Raw genomic sequence first — 20,498 nt, 5'->3', positions numbered from 1 at the left:
TCGTGCTCACGCGTCCGTGTCCGGGGTCCGTTGGTCCGGGTCCGCCGGCGCGACGCCGGTGCGGCCCGTGGGCCCTCCGTGAGGAGCACTCGACCATGACCGTTCCCCTCGCACGCCACTATGTGCTGGCATCGCACGCCGCACCGGAGCGGGTGCCGCAACTGCGCCGCATCGTCGCCGCGCACCTGCGGTTCTGGCGGCTCGATCCGCACATCGGACCCGTCTGCGCGGGCCTCGGCGAACTGCTGACCAACGTCCACCGCCATGTCGGCGACGACAACACCTGTGTGATCGAGCTCCGCTGGACGGGGCGCCATCTCACCGCCTCGGTCGAGGACGACGGCCCGCGCATGCCACGGCTGCTCACGGCGGGCGGCGGCGGGCTGGCCCGGGTCGCCGCGCTGAGCGACAGCTGGGGCACCTGCGCCACGGCGGGCGGCAAGGTCATCTGGTTCACCAGGAGTGTGCGCACACCGCAGGGCGTTCCGCGCAGACCACTGGCCCCGCTGACCCCCATCGACACGGCGGCCCATGTCTGACCCGTCCGACCCGGATGGCTGTTCCGACCCGGATGGCTGTACGGCGGGGTCCGGCGCCTCACTTCCCCTCGGAACCGGCCGGCCTCACACTCGGAACCGGCCGGCCTCACTCCCACTCGGAACCGGCGTCGGGAACGAGCCGTACCGCGGCCTCCTCCGCCGAGGCGCCGCCGCCACTGCCGGCCTCGCTGGCGATCATGTCCTTCTCGGCGTCCTCGTGGGCGCCCTCGTCGGGGGCCACCAACTGGCCGGCCCGGTCGTCGCCGACCTCGTCGTCCAGCAGTTCGCCCTCCCCGTACGGCAGATCCCCGATACCGTCCCCGGCGAACGGGGGCTGCTCGGGGACCTCCTCGGAGAGCCGCTCGTCCAGTGATTCCCCGGCCTGCCGCTCGGCGGCCGTCGTCCCGGTGTGTTCGACGCCCCAGGGGCGGTCGGGCGGGGACCAGCCCTCGTCGAAGGGGTCCGAGCCCTGGTCGAGGAGTGTGTCCTCGGAGTCGAGGATGCCCTGGTCGTCGCCGACCTCGGAGCCGTCCGGCTGGTAGACCTCGTCGCCCATCTCCTCGCTCCTGTCGCCGCTCACGTCGTTCTCCTAGCCTCTGTGCTCCCTCGGCCCCGGTGGGATGCGGCTTGCCCCGTTGGATCCACCCTCCCACCTCTGGCGGCCGTGTCAAACGGCGGCGGAAACAACGGTGAGGGGCGGCTCGCACCGCCCCTCACCAGCTCTCGCGTACGGCGTTACCGCGCCGCGCCCTTGCTGAACCCACCGAACTCCCCGGCCAGTGCGGCGGCCAGCCGCAGCTGGGCCGCGGCCTCCGCCGCCCTGCCCTGTCGCTCCAGTGTGCGGCCCAGCATCAGCCGCGCGTACCGCTCCACCGGGTCGCGCTCCAGCACCGACCGCAGCTCGGTCTCCGCCTTCGCCAGCCGCGCCGAGTGGTAGTAGGCGCGGGCGAGCAGCAGCCTCGGGGCGACCTGCTCCGGTACCTCGTCGACCAGCCCGCCGAGGATGCGGGCGGCCGTGACGTACTCCTTCGTATCGAAGAACAGCTGGGCGCGGTCCCAGCGCTCGGCGGCCGTTCCGTACTCGTAGTACGTGCTTTCCACGTGCCCTCCTCCATCGTCCTCCGCAGCCGTCAACAGCCCCTGGTAGTTGAATATTCCACGACTGGTGGGGCGCGGATGCTGACGGTTCGGGCGCTACGGGAATATCTTGGGCGCCATGAGCAATCTTGATCGTCAGGCAGCCCTCTCCGTCTGCGGCGGCCGGGGCTTCGTCGTGGCCGAGCCGGTACGCGAACTGCTGAGCCCCCGCCGGGTCCAACTGGGCGAATCCACCGAGGTCCGCAGACTGCTGCCGAATCTGGGCCGCCGCATGGTCGGGGCATGGGCCTTCGTCGATCACTACGGGCCCGACGACATCGCCGACGAGCCGGGCATGCAGGTGCCGCCCCACCCGCACATGGGGCTCCAGACGGTCAGCTGGCTGCACGAGGGGGAGGTGCTGCACCGTGACAGCCTGGGCAGCCTCCAGACCGTACGCCCGCGCGAACTGGGGCTGATGACCGCGGGCCGGGCGATCTCCCACTCCGAGGAGAGCCCGCGCCCCCACGCCCGCCTTCTCCACGGCGCACAGCTCTGGGTCGCCCTCCCGGACGCCCACCGCGATATCGCACCACACTTCCAGCACCACACCGAACTCCCCGTCGTCACCGCCCCCGGTCTGACCGCCACCGTCATCCTGGGCACACTCGACACCGCCACCTCGCCCGGCACGGCCTACACCCCCCTGGTCGGCGCCGACCTCACCCTCGCCGCGGGCAGCGAGAGCCGTCTGCCGCTCGACCCCGACTTCGAGTACGCCGTCCTGTCCATGTCCGGCGAGGCCGAGGTCGACGGCGTGCCCGTACTCCCCGGCTCCATGCTCTACCTCGGCTGCGGCCGTTCCGAACTCCCCCTGCGCGCCGTGTCCGACGCGGGTCTGATGCTCCTCGGCGGCGAGCCCTTCGAGGAGGAGATCGTCATGTGGTGGAATTTCGTGGGCCGTTCGCACGAGGAGATCGAGATGGCGCGAAAGGACTGGATGGAGAGTGCCCGCTTCGGAGAGGTGACGGGCTACGACGGCGACCGGCTGCCCGCTCCCGAACTCCCGCCGGTGGCGCTGAAACCGCGCGGACGGGTGCGCTGACCTGGCGATGCGGCGTGGGCGGCGGCCTGTCCGAAATCACTGCCGCGCCGCTCCTGGGCGCTTCGCGACCCTACAATGTGTCCGGCCCCTCGAGGTTGGCTCCGCCTGCCGAAAAGGGTTGCTGGTCCACCGAGTTGCTTGGTACGAGAAGGGGGACCGCGCCCCGGCCCGACACCGCCGGACAGCTGCCGTCTCCACGCCGACGGCACCCCCTGGCAGCCCAAGCCTCTTGCCCGAACAGCCGCTCTACTCCATTGAATTGAAAGGACATCGCTCATGTCGAACGACCTGGCACGCGACGTGGACCTCCAGACGGACAGGCCCCACTCCGCGCGGTTCTGGAACTATCTCCTGGGCGGGAAGGACAACTACCTGCCCGACCAGGAACTCGGCGAGCTGGTCAAGCGTGAACACCCGGTCCTGGTGGCGGCCGCCCGCGCCTCCCGCGCGTTCCTCGGCCGCTCGATCCGGCATCTCGCCACCGACGCGGGCATCCGGCAGTTCCTCGACCTCGGAACCGGTCTGCCCACCGCCGACAACACCCACGAGGTGGCCCAGCGGGCGGCCCCGGCGTCCCGGATCGTCTACGTCGACCACGACCCGATCGTCCTCGCCCACGCGCGGGCCCTGCTCACCAGCAACGCCGAGGGCGCCACCGACTACGTCGACGCCGACCTCACCGACCCCGAGACCGTACTCGCCAAGGCCGAGCGGACCCTCGACCTCACACAGCCCGTCGGACTGATCATCCTCTCCACGATAGGCCACGTCGAGGACGCCACCGAGGCGGCCGAACTGGTGCAGAACTACATGTCGCGCCTGGTGTCGGGCAGTTACCTGGCGCTGTGTACCTCGATCGACTCCCCGGCGATGTGCGCCGCCGCCGATGCCTACTCCGGTTCCGGCGCACCGCCCTACCGGGTCCGTACCGCGGCGGAGATCGAGGCGTGCGCCGCCGGTCTCGTCGTTCCGGCGCCGGGGCTCGCCCCCATCAACCGCTGGTTCCCCGAGACGGGTGCCGACCAGCCCGACGTCGACCAGTGGGGATACATCGCCCGCAAAGCGTGAAAACACACCCCGGCAACCAGCGCTGTGCGCCCTGGTTGCCGGGGTTGCGTGTCGTAGAGCGGGCAGTAGCCCGTCACTCCTTTGTCGCGCCGGCGAGCATGCCGGAGACCAGCGCGCGCTGGGAGAAGAGGAAGACGAGCAGGACGGGCACGATGGTGATCAGCGCGGCGAGGGCGAGCTCCGGCCGCATGATCTGATTGCCGACCCCCGCCGAGGTGTTGAAGACCGACGACGAGGTGAGCAGATTGCTCAGCCCCACCTGTGCCGGGTACTGGGAACTGTCGGGCAGCATCACGAACGGCAGGAAGAAGTTGTTCCAGTTGCCGACGAAGTTGAAGAAGCCGACCAGCGCGACGACCGGCTTGGCCAACGGCATGGCGATGAGCCGGAACACCTGCCACTCCGAGCAGCCGTCGATCCGCGCGGCGGCCAGCAGGTCGGCCGGCAGGTTGGACGAGAAGTAGATGTAGGTGAGGTAGACACCGAACGGGAAGAACGAGAAAGGCAGGATGACCGACCAGATCGTGCCGTCCAGATGGACGGCGTTGATCTCCAGGTACAACGGCAGGACCAGCGCGGCCGAGGGCATCAGCATCACCAGCAGTGTGATGGTCAGCAGCAGCCGGCGGCCGATGAACCGGGTGAGCGCCAGACCGTATCCGGCGGGGATACCGGTGACGAGGGTGATGGCCAGCGCGCCGAAGGTGTACAGGGCGGAGTTCTTCAGCCAGTCGAGGATGACCCCGTCCTGGAAGCCGTACAGGTTGTGCCAGGTGTCGGCGAGCCGCCCCAGGGATCCGAAGGTGAACGGGGCGTCTCGCAGGAGCTGCCCGTCGCTCTTGGTCGGGGCGAGCAGCAGCCAGACCACCGGCAGTACGAAGAACAGCAGGAAGAAGCCCAGGACGATGATCCACGCGGTGCGGGCGGCCAGGCTCTTCGGACGGACCCGCCGCGGTTTAGTGGGGCGGCCGGACGTGGGGGGTCCGGCGGCCGTGCGCCGGTCCCGGCCGGCGGAGGAGATGAGCGTCATGACGGCCTCTCAGTCCCGGTCGAACAGTCCGGCGCGGAAGACGACGAGTGCCGCGCAGCCGAGCCCGAGGAGGAGCAGGTCGATCGAGAGCGCCGCGGCGCCGTTGAAGTCGCCTGCCTGGAAGGCGTATTGGTAGGAGAGCTGGTTGGGCGACCAGCTGTCGGGGATCATGCCCCAGCTGGCGGTGGAGACCAGTTGCGGTTCGACGAACAGCTGGGTGCCCGCCGCGAAGGCGAGGATCAGCATGTAGGCGATCCACTTGGTGAGCATCGGTATCTGGATGCGCAGCGCGATCTGGAGGGTGCTCGCGCCGTCGATCCGGGCCGCCTCCAGGATCTCGTCGGGGATGTTGTTGAGCGCCCCGTACATGATCACGATCCAGCCCCCGGCCCCGGTCCAGAAGGCGATGACGGTGAAGAGAACCGGCAGATGGCCGGGGGAGATGACCTGGGCGAGGGTGTGCCAGCCGAGGGCGTCCAGCAGCCATCCGACCGGGCTGGAGGCCGGGTCGAGCAGGATGAGCCACAGCAGCACACTGGCCACCCCGGCGAGCGCCCCGGGCAGATAGAAGAGGAACCGCAGGGCGGAGGAGGTCCGGCGCATCCTGCCGTGCAGCATCAAGGAGAGCAGCACGACCAGGACCATCAGCGTGACCAGCCAGACCAGCAGGTACAGCCCGATGTGGACGAAGGCCGGGCCGAAGCGGTAGTCGGCGAAGGTACGGGTGAAGTTTCCCAGACCGACGTACTGGCCACGGGAGTTGGACAGGGCCAGCCAGATGGCGTAGCCGGTGGGCAGGACACCGAAGGCGAGGAGCAGGAGGACATAGCCGGAGACGAAGAAGTATCCGGCGCGGCCGACCGGGTTGCGGGCGCTGCGGTCGCCCCGCTTCGGCCGGACGGCGGAGTCGGCGGAGACGGCGGTCATGGGGGGCACCTCACCGCTCGACGGTGTAGCCGAGGGACCTGGCCTTGTCGGTGATGGCGCGCTGCCAGACACCGAGCGTATCGGTCAGCGGTTTGCCCGAGTTGAGGGCGGGGACCACGGTGGAGGCGTAGATCGCCTCCTGGCTGTACTGGGTGGCGGACCAGCCCGGCCACACCCGCTCGGCGGCCTGTTGGAGGGTGCCACCGACATCACCGGCGAAGTAACCGGTCCCGGCCTGGTTGGCGAGCCAGGCGGTGGCGGCCTTCTTGTACGCGGGATAGGTTCCGGCCGTGGCCTGGTAGTCGTTGGAGGTGGTCATCCAGGTCACCAGGTCGGAAGCCGCGTCGAGATTCTCACTGTGGGAGGAGATGAACCACAGACCACCGCCGACATTGCCGGTGTAGTTGGTGGTGTCGCCCTCGAACTTCAGGGGAGCGGCCGCCGCTATCCGGCCCTCGGGGGTCTTGAAGGTCGAGTGGAACAGCACCTGGCCGTACCAGGACGGGCCGGGGAGCATCAGGACCTTGTCGGCCCTGTTCTTGATGAAGCCGGTGCTGAAGACGGTGTCCTTGGAGACCGACCCCTTGGCGATCAGGGTGTCGAGCAGCTCGGCCATCCGGGTGCACTTGGGGTCTTCGAGGTTCACGGTGACCTTCTTGCCGCCGGTGACCGTGCTCGCGGGACACTGGCTCGCCCAGAAATACACTTCCGGGGTGTAGGAGTCACCGGCGGTGCCGACGAGATAGCCCGGGTGCTCCTTGGCGACCTTTTCCCCGAGGGCCTGGTACTCCTCCCAGGTGGTCGGGACGGTGTACCCGAAGTCGTCCATCAGTTTCTTGTCGTACCAAAGGACGTTCTGCGCAAGGTCGTTGCGGACACAGTAGGTGTCACCGTTGAAGACGCACGGGTCCAGGGCGCCTTCCGCGAAGCCGCTGAGGGTGGCCTTCGGGATGATGTCCCGGTTGACGGGGGCCGCGTAGGGTGTCCTGCCCTGCGAGGCCCAGGTGCCGTCGTTGACGTTCGCGCTGAAGGCGACATCGGGCCAGCCACTGCCGGTCCGGTCGAAGAGCTGCACCTTGGTCTGGAGGTCGTTGGCTCCGTTGGCGTCACCACTGTATGTGACGACCTTCAACTTCACCTCCGGATGGGCTTTCTGATAGGCCATCACTCCCGGCACCCGGGTGGCGTCCGCCCATACCGTGATCGTGCTCCCCGCCTTCTGGGGCACGGGGGAGAACGCCGCGGCGGGCCGGTCCGCCGGGGGAGTGGGATCCGCACTGGCGCAACCGGCCAGCGAGAGCAGACACATGACACCGACAGCCGCGAGGGCGCCTGTGACACGTGGACGAGAGGAGTACCGAACACCGTTGTTCATTGGTGACCTCGTTTTTCCGCTGGGACGCGGGACGATCGTGAGGGACGAAGGATGCGGGCGGGGAGGCCCGAGGGTCATGCCTTGGGCGGGGTGGCCGTCTTGGCGTCGACGTACGGCTGGAGCACGGCCGGGTAATCGAGCCCGGCGGGCAGCGCGACGCCGGGACCGGTGGGGGCGTGGACGGTGCCATCGGCGTCGATGCCGCTCTCACGGCTGATGGGGTTGCCCATCACCAGGGACTCGTAGTATGTGGTGTTGGAGATGGCCATGCACAGATGCCGGTTGGGGATCTCGGGTCCGTGCACCTCGGCGCGCAGCCGGAAGGCGTCGGCGAGATGGGCGGTGCGCATGGCGCCGGTGAAGCCGCCCCGCAGCTGGGTGGAGGCACGGACACCGAAGGTGGCGGCGCCCGCCTGGATGAAGTCGGCGGAGTTCATATGCGCCCCGTCGGAGGTCTCCGCGACGAGCAGGGGCACCCGTACCGCGTCCGCCAGACGCCGGTACGCGGTCACACTGAACTCGCGCATCGGTTCCTCGTACCAGAGATAGCCGGCATCGGACAGGGCGTGGCCGACATGGACGGCATCGGGCAGATCGAAGCCCGCGGAGCCGTCGAACATCAGCGGGATGTCGTCACCGACATGCTCGCGCAGCGCCACGGACAGCTTGGCGTCGCGTCGCGCGTCGCCCCAGGCGTGCAGCTTGATGGCCGGGTAGCCCAGCTCCAACGCCTGGTCGGCGATGTCCAGATACTCCGCGATGGAGGAGTACGTGACCGTGGAGGCGTACGCGGGGATGGAGGTGCGGTAGCCGCCCAGTACCTCCCAGGTGGGCCGGTCCGCGAGCCGCCCCGCCAGGTCCCACAGCGCCGTGTCGACGAGACCGAGGAGATACAGCGGCAGCTCCTCGATGCGGTCCAGCTCCCACATCCGGTGCCAGAGCCATTCGCGCCGCAGCGGATCCTGACCCACCAGCTCCTCGCGCAGGACCCGGTCCAGAAGGTCCGCCAGCATGAGGGCGGAGCCGCGCCGGGGGCACATGGCCACACCGTCGACCCCGTGGTCGGTGCGGATGTGGAGCACGGCGGCCTCGCCCTCCGGCGGGCTGCCCCGGAGACCGTCGCGCCAGACGAACGGCGGATCGGCGGCGGGCACCCGGATCGGGTAGCTCGCGACATCGGTGATGCGCACGGTGTCCCACCTCACAGAGAAGCCTGAAATGCCTCGGTAACATAAGTCGTCATACGAATACCGTCAACCCATTGGTGGTTAGGATGCGGGCACGCAACGGGAGCGGGAGGGTGGTCGCCATGGCGGAGACGGACGCGGACAACGGCGATGCTCCGCCGCCGTTGCGCCCCTGGCTCAGGCGGCCCGCACGGCTGGCGTACGCCGTGGTGGAAGCGCTCGCCGACCGGATCGTGTCCGGCTACTTCCCTCCCGGTTCCGCGCTGCCCATCGAGCCCGAGCTGTGTGAAGCCTTCGCGGTCAGCCGTACCACCGTCCGTGAGGCGGTCAAGGCCCTGGAGGCCAAAGGGCTGGTCCGCGCCAGACAGGGTTCCGGCACCACGGTCACACCGCAGGAGGAGTGGAACCTGCTGGACCCCGTTGTGCTGACCGCGACGTTCCAGCACGACGACCAACTCGTGGTTCTCGACCAACTCGTCGGTGTGAGATCGGCGTTGGAGTCCCAGATGGCAGCGCAGGCGGCGACCCTGGCGACGGACGACGATCTCCGTACCATCGAAGAGCTGCTCGTGCGGCTGGACACGGAGACCACGGCCCCGTACCGCTTCATCGAGACGGATCTCGTCTTCCACGGCCGGATCATGGAGGCGTCGCGCAACCGGCTCGCGAGCTCCATCGTCCGCAGCGTCCACAGTCAGGCCCGGTCCACCTCGCTGTACAGCGGCGCCCCCGACGCCCGCGCCTGCGAACTGGCCAACGCGGAACACCGGCGGCTGATGGAGTGTCTGCTCGCCCGGGACCCCAAGGGGGCCGCGCAGGCCATGACCTCGCACATCGAGGACGCCTGGCAGCGCCGCCGTTCACCGGCCGGCCGACGGCCGACGGAGTAGCGGAGCGCGGCGCTTCCCGCGCTTCCGGACGGCACCGGGACGCAACAAATTACTGCCGGGTATCTGTTGCCGCTATTCATATGACGACTAATGTAACCGCGCTTGGCTTCCGCCACTGCTCCGCAGCCACTCAGCCGGACCACGAGAACTCCGGCTCCACACCTTCGGGAAGGTGCCACGTGCGGTTCACACGTTCATTTCCCTCACCGCAGCACCGGGTGAGCAGAACCTGCCTGACAGCGGTCGCCGCCCTCGCCACGGTGACCGCGACGGCGCTGGGCCAGGCGACACCCGCCTTCGCGGCGCGAGCGGTGACGATCCACGCCGCACCGGACGGCCGCGGCGCCGACTGCTCGGCGGCCCACCCCTGTTCGATCGGGCAGGCCAAGACGAAAGTGCGGGCCCTCAACTCGCGTATGAGGACCGATATCGTCGTCCAGCTCGCAGGCGGCACCTACCGGCTCGCCGCGCCGCTGACCTTTACCCGGGCCGACTCCGGTACCAACGGACACACCGTCAACTGGAAGGCCGCGCCGGGTGCCCGCCCCGTCATATCGGGGGCGCGGAAGGCCACCGGCTGGACACAACAGGACCCCGCGAAGAACATCTGGAAGGCCAGGGTCGGCACCGGGTTCGATCCCCGGCAGCTGTACGTCGACGGCGTCCAGGCCACCCGCGCCCGTACCCAGCTGAACCGCGCCGACCTGACCGCCGACGCCAACGGCTACACCTTCACCAGCGGCGCCCTGAAGTACCTCAACAGCCTGGCCGATCCCGGCCGTACCGAGATCGACGCCCTGGGTTCGTTCACCAACCGCTACTCGCCGGTGGCGGGCATCAGCGACGGTGTCATCACCATGGAACAGCCGGCCTGGAACAACAACACCTTCGGGTACGACACGATCACCAACCCGTTCCGCAAGGGGCCGTTGTACATCGAGAACGCGTACGAGTTCCTCGACACGGCGGGCGAGTGGTATCTGAACACCCGCACCGGGACCCTGTACTACAAGCCCCTCCCCGGCCAGGACATGGCCACCGCAGATGTGGAGATCCCGAGGCTGGAGTCGCTCCTCGCCATCGGCGGCACCTACCGCGCCCCGGCGACCCGTCTCGCCTTCTCCGGGCTCCAGTTCTCGCACACCAGCTGGTTGCGGCCGTCCACCGGCCAGGGGTACGCCGACCAGCAGACCGGCGCGTTCGTCGACGGCTCCTGGGACCGCCCGTCCGACGCGCTGGACTCCTGCCAGTTCGGCTGCCAGCTCTTCGAGGCGACCCGTCCCCACTGGCGCCAGATGCCGGCCGCCGTCCAGGTCTCGGCCGCCTCCCGTATCAGCTTCACCGGCAACCGGTTCTCCCAGCTCGGTCAGGTGGGCCTCGGTATCGGCAACGACGCCAACGCCCATGTCACAGGGGTCGGGCTCGGTGCCGAGAATGTCAGTGTGACCGGCAACGTCTTCACCCAGGGCGCGGGCGGCGGTGTGGTGGTCGGCGGGGTCCAGGCCGACGCCCACCACCCCGGCGACAGCCGTATGGTCAACCGGTCCATCACCATCAGCGACAACGTGATGCGCGATCTCGCGCTGGACTACCGGGACATGACGGCCGTGCTGGTCACCTACGCCACCGATGTCACCGTCTCGCACAATGAGATCTCCCACCTGCCCTACACCGGCATCGCGATCGGCTACGGCTGGGGCACCAACGACCCCGGTGGCAGCCAGGACTACGTCAACCGCGGGCTGTATGACTTCCAGCCCCGCTACACCACCCCCACCACCTTGAAGAACCTCAAGGTCACCGGCAACCACCTGCACGACGTCATGGGCCAGATGGACGACGGAGCCTGTGTCTACACCCTCTCCGACGCGCCGGGCACCCGCATCGACCGGAACTACTGCGCCGACAACAACGGTCACTACGGCATTTACCACGACGAAGGATCACGCGGCTATACCGACAGCAACAACGTCTTCCGCAACACCGGTCACTGGGCCCACGAGAACCACAACGCCACCAACAACACCGGCGCGCTCACGGTGACGGACAACTGGACGAGCGACGGCGCCATCAGCCTCTACGACGGGGAGCGCGGCAACGTGGTGACCGGCACCGTCGTCGTCGGCGACGGTAACTGGCCCACCGGCGCCCGGCGGGTCATGGAGGACGCGGGCGTCCGCCGCGAGTAACTCGGACGCGTGTGCGGGGCCGCCCCTGACATCCGGGGCCGCCCCGCGCGGTGAATCCGAGGCCCGTATACCCGTCCTTACCCGTTGAAACGGCATGTCCTTCTTTCGGGCGGCTACCGGCCCGTTCGGCGGATCGCGTGGCTCCCGCGGCTGGATGATCCCCTCGGGCCGCTCCCCGCGACCCGAGGAAGGATGGTACGTACGAGATGAGCGCGACACGACGCAACGTTCTGGGCGCCGCCCTGGCGGCGCCCCTGCTGGCCCAGTTCACCGGGACGGCCTCCGCCGCCGAGGCCGAGAAGTACGGCACGGTCTCCGACGGCTGGATCGAGGTCCGGTGGACCCGGGAGGTCCAGGCGGAACTGGACCGGCTCGGGGCCGAGGTGGAGGCCGTGGCCCCCGCCCGGCTGGTGCGGGACTCCCGTGGTACGGCGGTGCGGTTCCCCGTACGTACCGGCAACGGCGAACCCTCGCTGACGAACCTGCCGAAGGCCGAGGGCGGCGGCGCCCTCGACGGCGGGGTCGCGGTACGCACACCGCTCGGCACCGCCCGCTTCCTCGACCTGCGCAGCGTCCTGGAGGACGGTCTGGCGTCCGGGAGGTGTGTGGTCAACGGCGTCGAGGTCGGGCACCCCTCGGCGCTCCGGTGCGGCCTGGCCGAGGCGCTGCTGACCACCGACACCGTACCGCTGGGCAAGCCGCTGAAGGTCCGGATCAACGAGGTTCCGCTGCGCCCCACGCCCGAGGCGCTGGAGATGTACACCGCCACCTTCGGCGCGGTCCCGTTCACCGCGGACACGGTTCTGGGGTACGCGACCGCGGAGGGTGTGTACACCCCGCCGAAGCCATGAGGCGCGAGCCGGCCCGGGATCAGACACCCCGGGCCGGCTCCACCGGCCGGGCCTGGCCGGGAAGAAGACCACCGCCGAAGCGGCGTCGGCGGCCGGCGTACACCGCGATCGCGTTCCGCAGCTGCTCCAGGCCGAAGTCGGGCCAGGGCGTCGGGTCGAAGACCAGCTCGGCGTAGGCGAGTTGCCAGGGCAGGAAGTTACTGATCCGCTGCTCGCCGGAGGTACGGATCAGCAGATCGACATCGGGCAGGCCGGGTACGTACAGGTTCCGCGCCAGGTCGTCGGGGCCGATGTCCTCCGGCCGGAGCGTCCCCGCGGCGACCTCGGTGGCCAACGCGCGCGCGGCCTGGACCAGTTCGTCCCGTCCTCCGTAGTCGACGCAGACAGTCAGGGACAGCGCGTCGTTGTTCGACGTCATGCTCTCCAGCAGTGTCAGAGCGGAGGCGAACGACGGATCGATACGGTCGCGCCGCCCGCACCAGCGGATCCGTACACCGAGTTCGTGCAGCCACTCCACACCCTGGTCGACTCCGCCGGCCATGGTGTCGAACAGGGAGGCCAGCTCCTCCTGGGGGCGGTCCCAGTTCTCGGTGGAGAACGCGTAGATGCTCAAGTGCCGCACCCCCAGCCGCAGAGCGGAGTTGACCAGGCGCAGAGCGGCCCACTCGCCCGCCTCATGGCCCTGGGAGACCGGCTGGCCCTGCCGCGCGGCCCACCGCCGGTTTCCGTCCATGATGACCGCGATGTGGTCCGGCACCGCACCGGCGTACGGCCAGGCCGGGCGGCGGGGTGTCCGGCCCGCCGACGCCAGGGGTTCGAGCCCTTCGGCGAAGACCCGGGACCGCAGGAGCGCGACCTCGTCGAACTGCAACTGCGCCCCCAGGAGCAGGGTGCGCAGGAAGGGTTGGTACGCCCGGTCCACGACCCCGACCACCGGCGCCGCCTGCTCCAACATCCCTCGCCATCGTTCGAGTTGGACGCCCACCAGCTCGTCCAGTGCCTCCCGGCGGTCACCGCTCACGAGGTCGCCCACCGTCAGTCCCCGCTCCCGCAGATCGGCGCGCGGCAGATAGCAGCGGCCGGCGGCGAGGTCGGCCGGCAGATCCTCGAAGATATCCACCAGCTGGCCCACTTCGCCCAGCAGGGAGGTCAGCGCCCGCACCTTTGGCCCGGCCGCCGCCAGCAGCGGAGTCCACATCTCCGAGACCGTCCCCGAGATGCCCCGCAGATAGCGCCGCTGGTCCTCGAACGTCTCGTAGCAGGGCGGGGCGGCGCAATCGATCCGCATGGTGTCGAGGAACTCCTCGATCACCGCGTGGTCGAGGTCCCACCGTCGTGCTGTGTCCACGAACGCCCGCAGCAACGGGTGTTCGCTGTGTCCCGTCCGCAGCTCCCGCAGGGTTTCGGTACGCCAGCGGGCGAAGCGCGTCTCGCGCTCCTCCTGTGTCCCGCCCTCGTCGGCGGTACGGTCGGAGTGCAGCAGGAAGCCGTGCACGGCGTGGAAGTGGGGGCGGACGTCGGCGGGCAGCAACTCGATCGCCTGCCACATCCCGGCCAGGAACTGCTTGACCTCCGCCTCGCACACCTCGTAGGACGCCCGCAGTTCGGGTGAATCATCGAACAAGACTTCGTTCACCGGCCTTTCCGCTCTCTCCGACAGCCGCGCCGTCGTCAGGCCCGGAGCCGGGCCGGACGGTGGAGACCCGGAGCCGTGCCTCCACCGTCCTAACGACCCTCCGGCCGGACAGTGCCGGTCGCGCGGCGCTCGTCACCGGTTCGACGCCAAGGACACGAGTTCGGCGAACAGCCCTTCCGCGCAGACCCGTTCGGTGGCTCTGCCCGACGGAGCGGGCGCCGTCTCAGCTGTCGTAGTCGACGCTCAGCGACGCGGAGACCGGGAACGACTGGCAGGTCAGGACATAGCCCGCGGCGACCTCGGCGGGTTCGAGCGCGTAGTTGCGGCGCATATCGGCCTCGCCGTCGGTGACCAGGGCGCGGCAGGTGCCGCACACCCCGCCCTTGCAGGCGAAGGGCAGATCGGGGCGGGTCCGCTGGGCGCCGTCGAGGACGGTCCGGCGCCGGGACAGGGCGGAGGTGGTGGAACGGCCGTCGAGTGTGACGGTGACCTGGCTGACCGGCCCCTCGGTGGCGGCGTCCGCGTGGTGGAGTTCCCGTACGGGCTCGTCGTCGGCGTAGAACAGCTCCTGGTGGACACGGTCGCCGGGGACACCGAGACCGGCCAGGACCCGCTGGGCGTCGCGGACCATGCCGTGCGGCCCGCACAGCCACCAGTGGTCCGCGCCCGCCACCTCGACCAGGGAGCCTATGAGGGAGGACAGCCGGTCCGCGTCGAGGCGGCCGGAGAGCAGCTCGGCCTCGCGGGGCTCGCGGGAGAGCACATGGGCGAGCTCGAACCGGGTGGGATACAGGTCCTTCAGATCGGCGAGCTCGTCCGCGAACATCACCGTGGCGGCGCGCCGGTTGCCGTAGAAGAGCGTGACCCGCGAACGGGGGTCGGCGGCCAGCACGGACTCGGCGATGGACAGCATGGGCGTGATCCCGGAGCCCGCCGCGATCAGCAGATGATGGCCGGGGACACCGAGGTCGGGGGTGAAGGCGCCGGTGGGGGCCATCACCTCGACGGTGTCGCCGGGGCGTACGTCACGCACCAGCCAGGAGGAGAACAGCCCACCGGGCACCATCCGCACACCGATGCGCGGCATCGATCCGGCGGGCGAGCAGATGGAGTACGAACGGCGCTCGTCGTGGCCGTCGATCTCACGGCGCAGGGTCAGCGACTGGCCGGGCGCGAAGGCGAACTCCCCGGCCAGCTCCTCCGGGATCTCGAAGCCGACCGCGGCCGCGTCCTCGCACAGCGGCTGGACGGCGGCGACCCGCAGGGTGTGGAAGGCCGGACGGCGGCGGACCCTCGGCCGCGGCGCCGGGGTGGCGGGACCCAACAGGTCTTCCATCAGATCTCCTTGACGTACTCGAACGGTTCCAGGCAGGCCCGGCAGCGCCAGAGCGCCTTGCAGGACGTGGCGGCGAAGCGGGAGGTCTCCTCCGTCTCCGCCGAGCCGCATCTCGGGCAGCCCACCACGCGCCGGACGGGGCTCAGCACCAGCGGCACCGGCCCGGTCGCCCGGCGCGGCGCCGCGCCGGGCGGGGCGATCCCGTACGCGGTGAGCTTGGCGCGGCCCTCCGCCGTGATCCAGTCACTGGACCACGGCGGGTCCAGGACCGTACGGATCCGCACACGCGCGAACCCCGCCGCCGTCAGCCGCGCCGCCACGTCCGCGCGCATCTCGGCCATCGCCGGGCACCCGGAGTACGTCGGTGTCAGGCTCGCCACCACGGTCCCGTCCCCGGTCACCTCGACCTCGCGCAGGACGCCGAGGTCGGCCAGGGTCAGCATCGGCAGCTCGGGGTCCGGCACCCGCTCGGCGATCCGCCGGGCGCGGCGGGCCTCTGTCGGCGCGGTCGTCATGGTCACCACGCGGCTTCCGGATGCGCGCGGGCCACACTCTGCAACTCGGCCAGCAGCGGCGCGAGATGCGCGGTGTGCTCCCCGTCGCGGCCCGCCCCGGGCAGCGGCCGCCACGGGGGCAGGGACAACCCACCCGCCTCGGTGACCTGGCGCAGAACGGCGACGACCTCGTCCCGTGCGTCGTGCGCGGCGAACAGCTCGTCGAGGTACGGGGCGACCTGGTCGAGCGCCGTACGCGTCCGTCGGTGCGACTCCTCCGTACCGTCACCGAGCCGCACCGCCCACTCGGCCGCGTACTGCCGGTGGTACGTCAGCTCGTTGACCCCTTTCGCGGCGATGGCCGCCAGGACGGGGTCGGCGTGCGACGCGAGCCGCTGGAAGTGCGCGAGGCGCCAGCTGGACAGCGCCAGGAGCCGCACGATCGAGAACGCGAAGTCGCCGTTGGGCAGTTCGGCCAGGCGTACGTTGCGGAAGTCGCCGGCGTCACGGAAGTAGGCGTACGCGTCCTCGTTGCGCCCCGTGCCGTCGACCCGGCCCACGCGCGCGTACAGCAGCCGGGCCTGGCCGAGCAGGTCGAGGCCGATGTTGGCGAGCGCCACCTCCTCCTCCAGCTCCGGGGCACGGGTGCACCACTCGGCGAGCCGCTGGGCGCAGACCAGCGCGTCGTCGGCGAGCGCGAGACAGCACGCGGCCAGCGCTCCGGCGTCGATCCCCTCGGGCACCGCGGTGTCCACGCCGTGCAGCGGGTCCTCGAAGCCGGTGCCGAACGCCCAGCGCGCGTCGCCGTCGTCATGCCCCTCGGCGAGGGTCAGATAGACGTGGTCGTCGCTCATGCCCTGCTCCTCAGATGTGCGGGACATCGGCGGGGATGTCGTAGAAGGTCGGGTGGCGGTAGACCTTGTCGGCGCTGGGGGCGAAGAAGGGGTCCTTCTCGTCGCGCGTGGACGCGGCGATGTGCTCCGAGCGCACCACCCAGATGCTGACGCCCTCGTTGCGCCGGGTGTACAGGTCGCGTGCGTGGGTGAGCGCCATGGCGTCGTCCGCCGCGTGCAGCGAGCCGACGTGCACATGGTTGAGCCCGCGCTTGCCGCGCACGAACACCTCGTACAACGGCCAGCCGTCCTTCACACCGTCGGTGTCGCTCATGCCGCCGTGTCCTTTCCGGCTCGCCCGTTCTGTTTGGCCGCGTGGGCCGTGGCCGCCTCGCGCACCCAGGCGCCGTCCTCGTGGGCGGCCCTGCGCCGGGCGATCCGCTCCGTGTTGCACGGTCCGTCGCCCTGGATGACACGGGTCAGCTCGTCCCAGTCCGGGGTGGAGAAGTCATGGCGGCCGCGCTCCTCGTTCCACCGCAGCCCGGGGTCGGGCAGGGTGACCCCCAGCTTCGCGGCCTGCGGGACGGTCATGTCGACGAACCGCCGGCGCAGCTCGTCGTTGCTGTGCCGCTTGATCTTCCAGGCCATGGACCGGGCCGAGTTGGGCGAGTCGCCGTCGGGCGGGCCGAACATCATCAGGGACGGCCACCACCAGCGGTCCACCGCGTCCTGGACCATCGCGCGCTGGGCGTCGGTGCCGCGCATCATGGTCAGCAGCAGCTCGTACCCCTGCCGCTGGTGGAAGGACTCCTCCTTGCACACCCGCACCATCGCGCGCGCGTACGGCCCGTACGAACTCCGGCACAGCGGGACCTGGTTGCAGATCGCCGCTCCGTCGACGAACCAGCCGATCACCCCGACATCGGCGAAGGTGGGCGTCGGGTAGTTGAAGATCGATGAGTACTTCTGCCGGCCCTCGATCAGCCGCTCGGTCAGGTCGGCCCGGTCGACGCCCAGGGTCTCGGCCGCCGCGTACAGATACAGTCCGTGCCCGGCCTCGTCCTGGACCTTCGCGAACAGGATGGCCTTGCGGCGCAGGGACGGCGCGCGGGTGATCCACTCGCCCTCCGGCTGCATGCCGATGATCTCCGAGTGCGCGTGCTGCGCGATCTGCCGGATCAGCGTCCCGCGATAGCCCTCCGGCATCCAGTCGCGCGGCTCGATCCGCTGGTCCCGCGCGATCGTCGCCTCGAAGTGCTCCTGGAGCGGATCGGGCCGCCCGGGCGGCGACGTGGGCATCCCGGGGGGCGGCTCGGCGCCGGTCCCGCCTGCCGCGGCGGAATGTGTCACGGTCATGGATAACCAGCTCCCCTACCGACCATTCGTTCGGTACCAGTGTGACCTGTTTCCGTCGGCCGGGCAAGAGCCGGTCCGGCTCCGGGGATGCCTCTTGACAGGCCCCGGCCCGGCTGGATTACATGGCCGTGCCGCACGCTAACCGAATGTTCGGTCGGTTCACAAGGGTCGGCGAGAGGTCGCAAGAGCCCACAGAACGGGTAGTCCACAGAACGGGTCACGACTCACGACGACGAAGGAGCCGCGATGAGCAGCGCACCGCGCGCCGAGCCGGGCCGGCTGGGGGAGCCGCTCCCTCCCGAGTTGCTGGACGACGCCGAGCGGCTGACCGCGGAGCGGCTGAGGGGGCTCCAGCTCGACCGTCTGCGGGCGACGCTGCGGCACGCGTACGACCACGTGGAGCTGTACCGGAAGAAGTTCGACGCGGCGGGGGTCACGCCCGATGACTGCCGGACGCTGGAGGACCTGTCGCGGTTCCCCTTCACCACGAAGGCCGATCTGCGGGACACCTACCCCTTCGGCATGTTCGCCGTCCCGATGGCGGATGTACGGCGCATCCACGCCTCCAGCGGCACCACCGGCCGTCCCACCGTCGTCGGATACACCGAGAACGACCTCTCCATGTGGGCGGACGTGACCGCCCGCTCGATCCGCGCCGCCGGCGGCCGTCCGGGACACAAGGTCCACATCGGCTACGGATACGGCCTGTTCACCGGCGGCCTCGGCGCGCACTACGGCGCCGAACGGGCCGGATGTACGGTGATCCCCGCCTCGGGCGGCATGACGGCGCGCCAGGTGCGGCTCATCCAGGACTTCCAGCCCGAGATCATCATGGTCACCCCGTCCTACATGCTGGCCCTGCTCGACGAATTCGAGAAGCAGGGCATCGACCCGCGGACCAGCTCCCTCGAAGTGGGCATCTTCGGCGCCGAGCCGTGGACGGAGGAGATGCGCCGGGAGATCGAGGAGCGCGCGGGCCTGCACGCCGTCGACATATACGGCCTGTCCGAGGTGATCGGTCCCGGTGTCGCACAGGAGTGCGTGGAGACCAAGGACGGGCCGCACGTGTGGGAGGACCACTTCTACCCCGAGGTGGTCGACCCGCACACGGACGAGGTCCTGGCCGGGGGCGAGGAGGGCGAGGTGGTCTTCACCTCCCTCACCAAGGAGGCCCTGCCCGTCATCCGCTACCGCACTCGCGACCTCACCCGGCTGCTCCCCGGCACCGCCCGCCCCGCCTTCCGCCGTATCCAGAAGATCACCGGCCGCTGCGACGACATGATCATCCTGCGCGGGGTGAACGTGTTCCCCACCCAGATCGAGGAGGTCGTGCTGCGCGTCCCCGGCGTTGCCCCGCACTTCCAGCTGCTGCTGACCCGGCGCGGCCGGATGGACCACATGACCGTCCGCGCCGAGGCGCGCCCCGACGCGGGACCCGAGCGGCGCCGGGCCGCGGCCGGGGAGATCGTCCAGGGTGTCAAGGACGGCGTGGGCGTCACCGTCGACGCGGAGATCGTCGACCCGGACACCCTGGAGCGCTCGCTCGGCAAGCTCCGGCGTGTCAAGGATCTGCGCGCGCGGTGACCCCACCGGCCCGCGTGCGGACCGGGAGCCGCGGCGGGCCTCGACGGGTTGCGCCGCGGCTGCCTTCCGTTCCTGTTCGCCTACTCGCCTACTCGCCCGAGGGCGCGGGCAGTGTGGTGCCGAGCGCCACCGGGACGCCGAAGTTTCGGTGTGCCGTCCGCGTTCCAGGTGAACTTCTGTGCCCGGGTGGAGCGGTTCATGTCGCAGCCACCACTGGCGGAGCTGTTGGCGTGGTACACGATCCAGTCCTCGGTCCCGTCGGGCGAGGCGAAGAAGCCGTTGTGACCGGGGCCGAACACACCGTTGGCGTTGGACCGCTGGAAGACCGGGTTCGGTGACTTGACCCAGGAGGAGGAGCTGAGCGGGTCGCCGCCGTTGTAGGTGAGCATCCCCAGCTTGTAGTCGGGTGCGGAGCAGTGGCTGGCGGAGAAGACGATGAACGTCCTGCCGTTCCGCCCCTGCCTCCTCCTCTTCCTGCTGCTGCGACGGCACTACGTACGGGGCTTCATGTCCGGCGCGCTCAAGGGCTGACACAACGGACCCATACCGAGTGGCGGTGGAGACCGGGGACGACACGCTGCTCGGCGCGGTCGTACGGCAGTGGGAGGCGACGGTCGCCCGGCGGACCTGTCTGACCGGTGGCAGGGGTTCGCACCACCGGGACGAGTCCTTCGGCGACGACTTCGTGCTGCCGCCGGACCGCGCCTACTCGGAGACCTGCGCGGGCGTCGCCTCTGTGATGCTCGGCCGGCGTCTGCTGCTCGCCACGGGCGAGCCGCGCTTCGCCGACCTGGCGGAGCGGACCCTGTTCAATGTGGTCGTGGCGGCCCCGTCCGAGGACGGCCGGGCCTTCTTCTACGCCAACACACTGCACCGCCGCCACCGGGGCACCGTGCCCCGTTATGTTTTTCGCGGTCCTGCAAGAGGGCCGCTGGCCTCCGGGCCCGGTATGACTTTTGCCCCCTGTCGAAGGCATGACCTGGGGGGTGGTGTCGCCGGGCCCGGGAGGTGCCGTCGGAGA

Annotated in this window: 19 protein-coding genes and 2 pseudogenes; 8 read left to right on the top strand and 13 right to left on the bottom strand. The window is 70.1% G+C overall.

The genetic code is table 11. From position 1 onward, the window contains the following. Positions 1-95: 95 nt before the first annotated feature. The gene (locus ACIP8W_RS21450) at positions 96-539 is read left to right on the top strand and encodes an ATP-binding protein (RefSeq protein WP_401955837.1); all 444 of its coding nucleotides are present in this window, start codon (positions 96-98) and stop codon (positions 537-539) included. A 106-nt stretch (positions 540-645) separates the two neighbouring features. Here the strand turns inward: ACIP8W_RS21450 and ACIP8W_RS21445 are convergent, their stop codons facing one another. Beyond that, complete coding sequence (locus ACIP8W_RS21445) at positions 646-1,095, bottom strand: DUF5709 domain-containing protein (RefSeq protein ID WP_402204270.1); 450 nt, start codon at positions 1,093-1,095, stop codon at positions 646-648. A 179-nt stretch (positions 1,096-1,274) separates the two neighbouring features. Then, positions 1,275-1,640 (bottom strand): tetratricopeptide repeat protein, encoded by a 366-nt coding sequence (locus ACIP8W_RS21440; protein ID WP_401955838.1) that lies wholly within the window; start codon positions 1,638-1,640, stop codon positions 1,275-1,277. 115 nt (positions 1,641-1,755) lie between these two features. On the opposite strand from ACIP8W_RS21440, the gene ACIP8W_RS21435 reads away from it, so the two are divergent. Continuing rightward, positions 1,756-2,721 (top strand): pirin family protein, encoded by a 966-nt coding sequence (locus ACIP8W_RS21435; RefSeq protein WP_401955839.1) that lies wholly within the window; start codon positions 1,756-1,758, stop codon positions 2,719-2,721. A gap of 276 nt (positions 2,722-2,997) precedes the next feature. Beyond that, entirely contained in the window at positions 2,998-3,789 is a 792-nt protein-coding gene (locus ACIP8W_RS21430; RefSeq protein ID WP_402154173.1) for an SAM-dependent methyltransferase, read from the top strand. 73 nt (positions 3,790-3,862) lie between these two features. Here ACIP8W_RS21430 and ACIP8W_RS21425 read toward each other — a convergent pair whose 3' ends face one another. The 4 genes from ACIP8W_RS21425 to ACIP8W_RS21410 form a co-directional block, all read right to left on the bottom strand. Further along, entirely contained in the window at positions 3,863-4,819 is a 957-nt protein-coding gene (locus ACIP8W_RS21425) for a carbohydrate ABC transporter permease (protein ID WP_401955841.1), read from the bottom strand. A gap of 9 nt (positions 4,820-4,828) precedes the next feature. Further along, the gene (locus tag ACIP8W_RS21420) at positions 4,829-5,746 is read right to left on the bottom strand and encodes a carbohydrate ABC transporter permease (RefSeq protein ID WP_401955842.1); all 918 of its coding nucleotides are present in this window, start codon (positions 5,744-5,746) and stop codon (positions 4,829-4,831) included. 10 nt (positions 5,747-5,756) lie between these two features. Continuing rightward, entirely contained in the window at positions 5,757-7,121 is a 1,365-nt protein-coding gene (locus ACIP8W_RS21415; RefSeq protein ID WP_402204177.1) for an ABC transporter substrate-binding protein, read from the bottom strand. Between the two features lie 74 nt (positions 7,122-7,195). Then, the gene (locus ACIP8W_RS21410; RefSeq protein WP_401955844.1) at positions 7,196-8,311 is read right to left on the bottom strand and encodes an enolase C-terminal domain-like protein; all 1,116 of its coding nucleotides are present in this window, start codon (positions 8,309-8,311) and stop codon (positions 7,196-7,198) included. A gap of 119 nt (positions 8,312-8,430) precedes the next feature. Between ACIP8W_RS21410 and ACIP8W_RS21405 the strand changes: the two genes are divergently transcribed. From ACIP8W_RS21405 to ACIP8W_RS21395, 3 genes are all read left to right on the top strand, one after another. Next, positions 8,431-9,198 (top strand): FadR/GntR family transcriptional regulator, encoded by a 768-nt coding sequence (locus tag ACIP8W_RS21405; RefSeq protein ID WP_401955845.1) that lies wholly within the window; start codon positions 8,431-8,433, stop codon positions 9,196-9,198. A gap of 218 nt (positions 9,199-9,416) precedes the next feature. Further along, complete coding sequence (locus ACIP8W_RS21400) at positions 9,417-11,387, top strand: right-handed parallel beta-helix repeat-containing protein (RefSeq protein ID WP_402204175.1); 1,971 nt, start codon at positions 9,417-9,419, stop codon at positions 11,385-11,387. A gap of 206 nt (positions 11,388-11,593) precedes the next feature. Beyond that, positions 11,594-12,238, top strand: a complete 645-nt coding sequence (locus ACIP8W_RS21395; protein ID WP_401955847.1) for a hypothetical protein — start codon at positions 11,594-11,596, stop codon at positions 12,236-12,238. A gap of 19 nt (positions 12,239-12,257) precedes the next feature. On the opposite strand, the gene uppS is transcribed toward ACIP8W_RS21395, so the two are convergent. The 6 genes from uppS to paaA all read right to left on the bottom strand — a co-directional run bounded on the left by uppS (position 12,258) and on the right by paaA (position 17,893). Continuing rightward, positions 12,258-13,874, bottom strand: a complete 1,617-nt coding sequence (uppS, locus tag ACIP8W_RS21390; RefSeq protein ID WP_402204173.1) for a polyprenyl diphosphate synthase — start codon at positions 13,872-13,874, stop codon at positions 12,258-12,260. 223 nt (positions 13,875-14,097) lie between these two features. After that, positions 14,098-15,210, bottom strand: coding sequence for a 1,2-phenylacetyl-CoA epoxidase subunit PaaE (gene paaE, locus ACIP8W_RS21385; RefSeq protein ID WP_402204171.1), 1,113 nt, complete (start codon positions 15,208-15,210; stop codon positions 14,098-14,100). Next, a complete protein-coding gene (gene paaD / locus ACIP8W_RS21380; protein ID WP_401955850.1) occupies positions 15,210-15,725 on the bottom strand; it encodes a 1,2-phenylacetyl-CoA epoxidase subunit PaaD in 516 nt (171 codons plus the stop codon). The genes paaE and paaD overlap by 1 nt, the downstream gene beginning before the upstream one ends. A 2-nt stretch (positions 15,726-15,727) precedes the next feature. Then, positions 15,728-16,558 (bottom strand): 1,2-phenylacetyl-CoA epoxidase subunit PaaC, encoded by an 831-nt coding sequence (paaC, locus tag ACIP8W_RS21375; protein ID WP_402204169.1) that lies wholly within the window; start codon positions 16,556-16,558, stop codon positions 15,728-15,730. A 10-nt stretch (positions 16,559-16,568) separates the two neighbouring features. Further along, the gene (gene paaB, locus ACIP8W_RS21370; protein ID WP_402204167.1) at positions 16,569-16,871 is read right to left on the bottom strand and encodes a 1,2-phenylacetyl-CoA epoxidase subunit PaaB; all 303 of its coding nucleotides are present in this window, start codon (positions 16,869-16,871) and stop codon (positions 16,569-16,571) included. Next, positions 16,868-17,893, bottom strand: coding sequence for a 1,2-phenylacetyl-CoA epoxidase subunit PaaA (gene paaA, locus ACIP8W_RS21365; RefSeq protein ID WP_401955853.1), 1,026 nt, complete (start codon positions 17,891-17,893; stop codon positions 16,868-16,870). The genes paaB and paaA overlap by 4 nt, the downstream gene beginning before the upstream one ends. A 246-nt stretch (positions 17,894-18,139) precedes the next feature. On the opposite strand from paaA, the gene paaK reads away from it, so the two are divergent. Beyond that, positions 18,140-19,477 carry a phenylacetate--CoA ligase PaaK gene (gene paaK / locus ACIP8W_RS21360; protein WP_401955854.1) on the top strand — a complete coding sequence of 446 codons (1,338 nt, stop codon included), beginning with the start codon at positions 18,140-18,142 and terminating at the stop codon, positions 19,475-19,477. A gap of 88 nt (positions 19,478-19,565) precedes the next feature. On the opposite strand, the pseudogene ACIP8W_RS21355 reads toward paaK, so the two are convergent. Further along, positions 19,566-19,932 (bottom strand): annotated as a pseudogene (locus ACIP8W_RS21355) (family 43 glycosylhydrolase); the annotation flags it as partial. A 95-nt stretch (positions 19,933-20,027) separates the two neighbouring features. Here ACIP8W_RS21355 and ACIP8W_RS21350 point away from each other — a divergent pair. Beyond that, a pseudogene (locus tag ACIP8W_RS21350) lies at positions 20,028-20,378 on the top strand (beta-L-arabinofuranosidase domain-containing protein); the annotation flags it as partial. Positions 20,379-20,498: the final 120 nt, after the last annotated feature.

The organism is Streptomyces sp. NPDC088554 (assembly GCF_044752945.1).
In the GTDB taxonomy this organism is placed as follows: Bacteria; Actinomycetota; Actinomycetes; order Streptomycetales; family Streptomycetaceae; genus Streptomyces.
The sequence above is the reverse complement of the archived record's forward strand: the minus strand, read 5'-3'. Positions and strand labels throughout refer to the sequence as shown.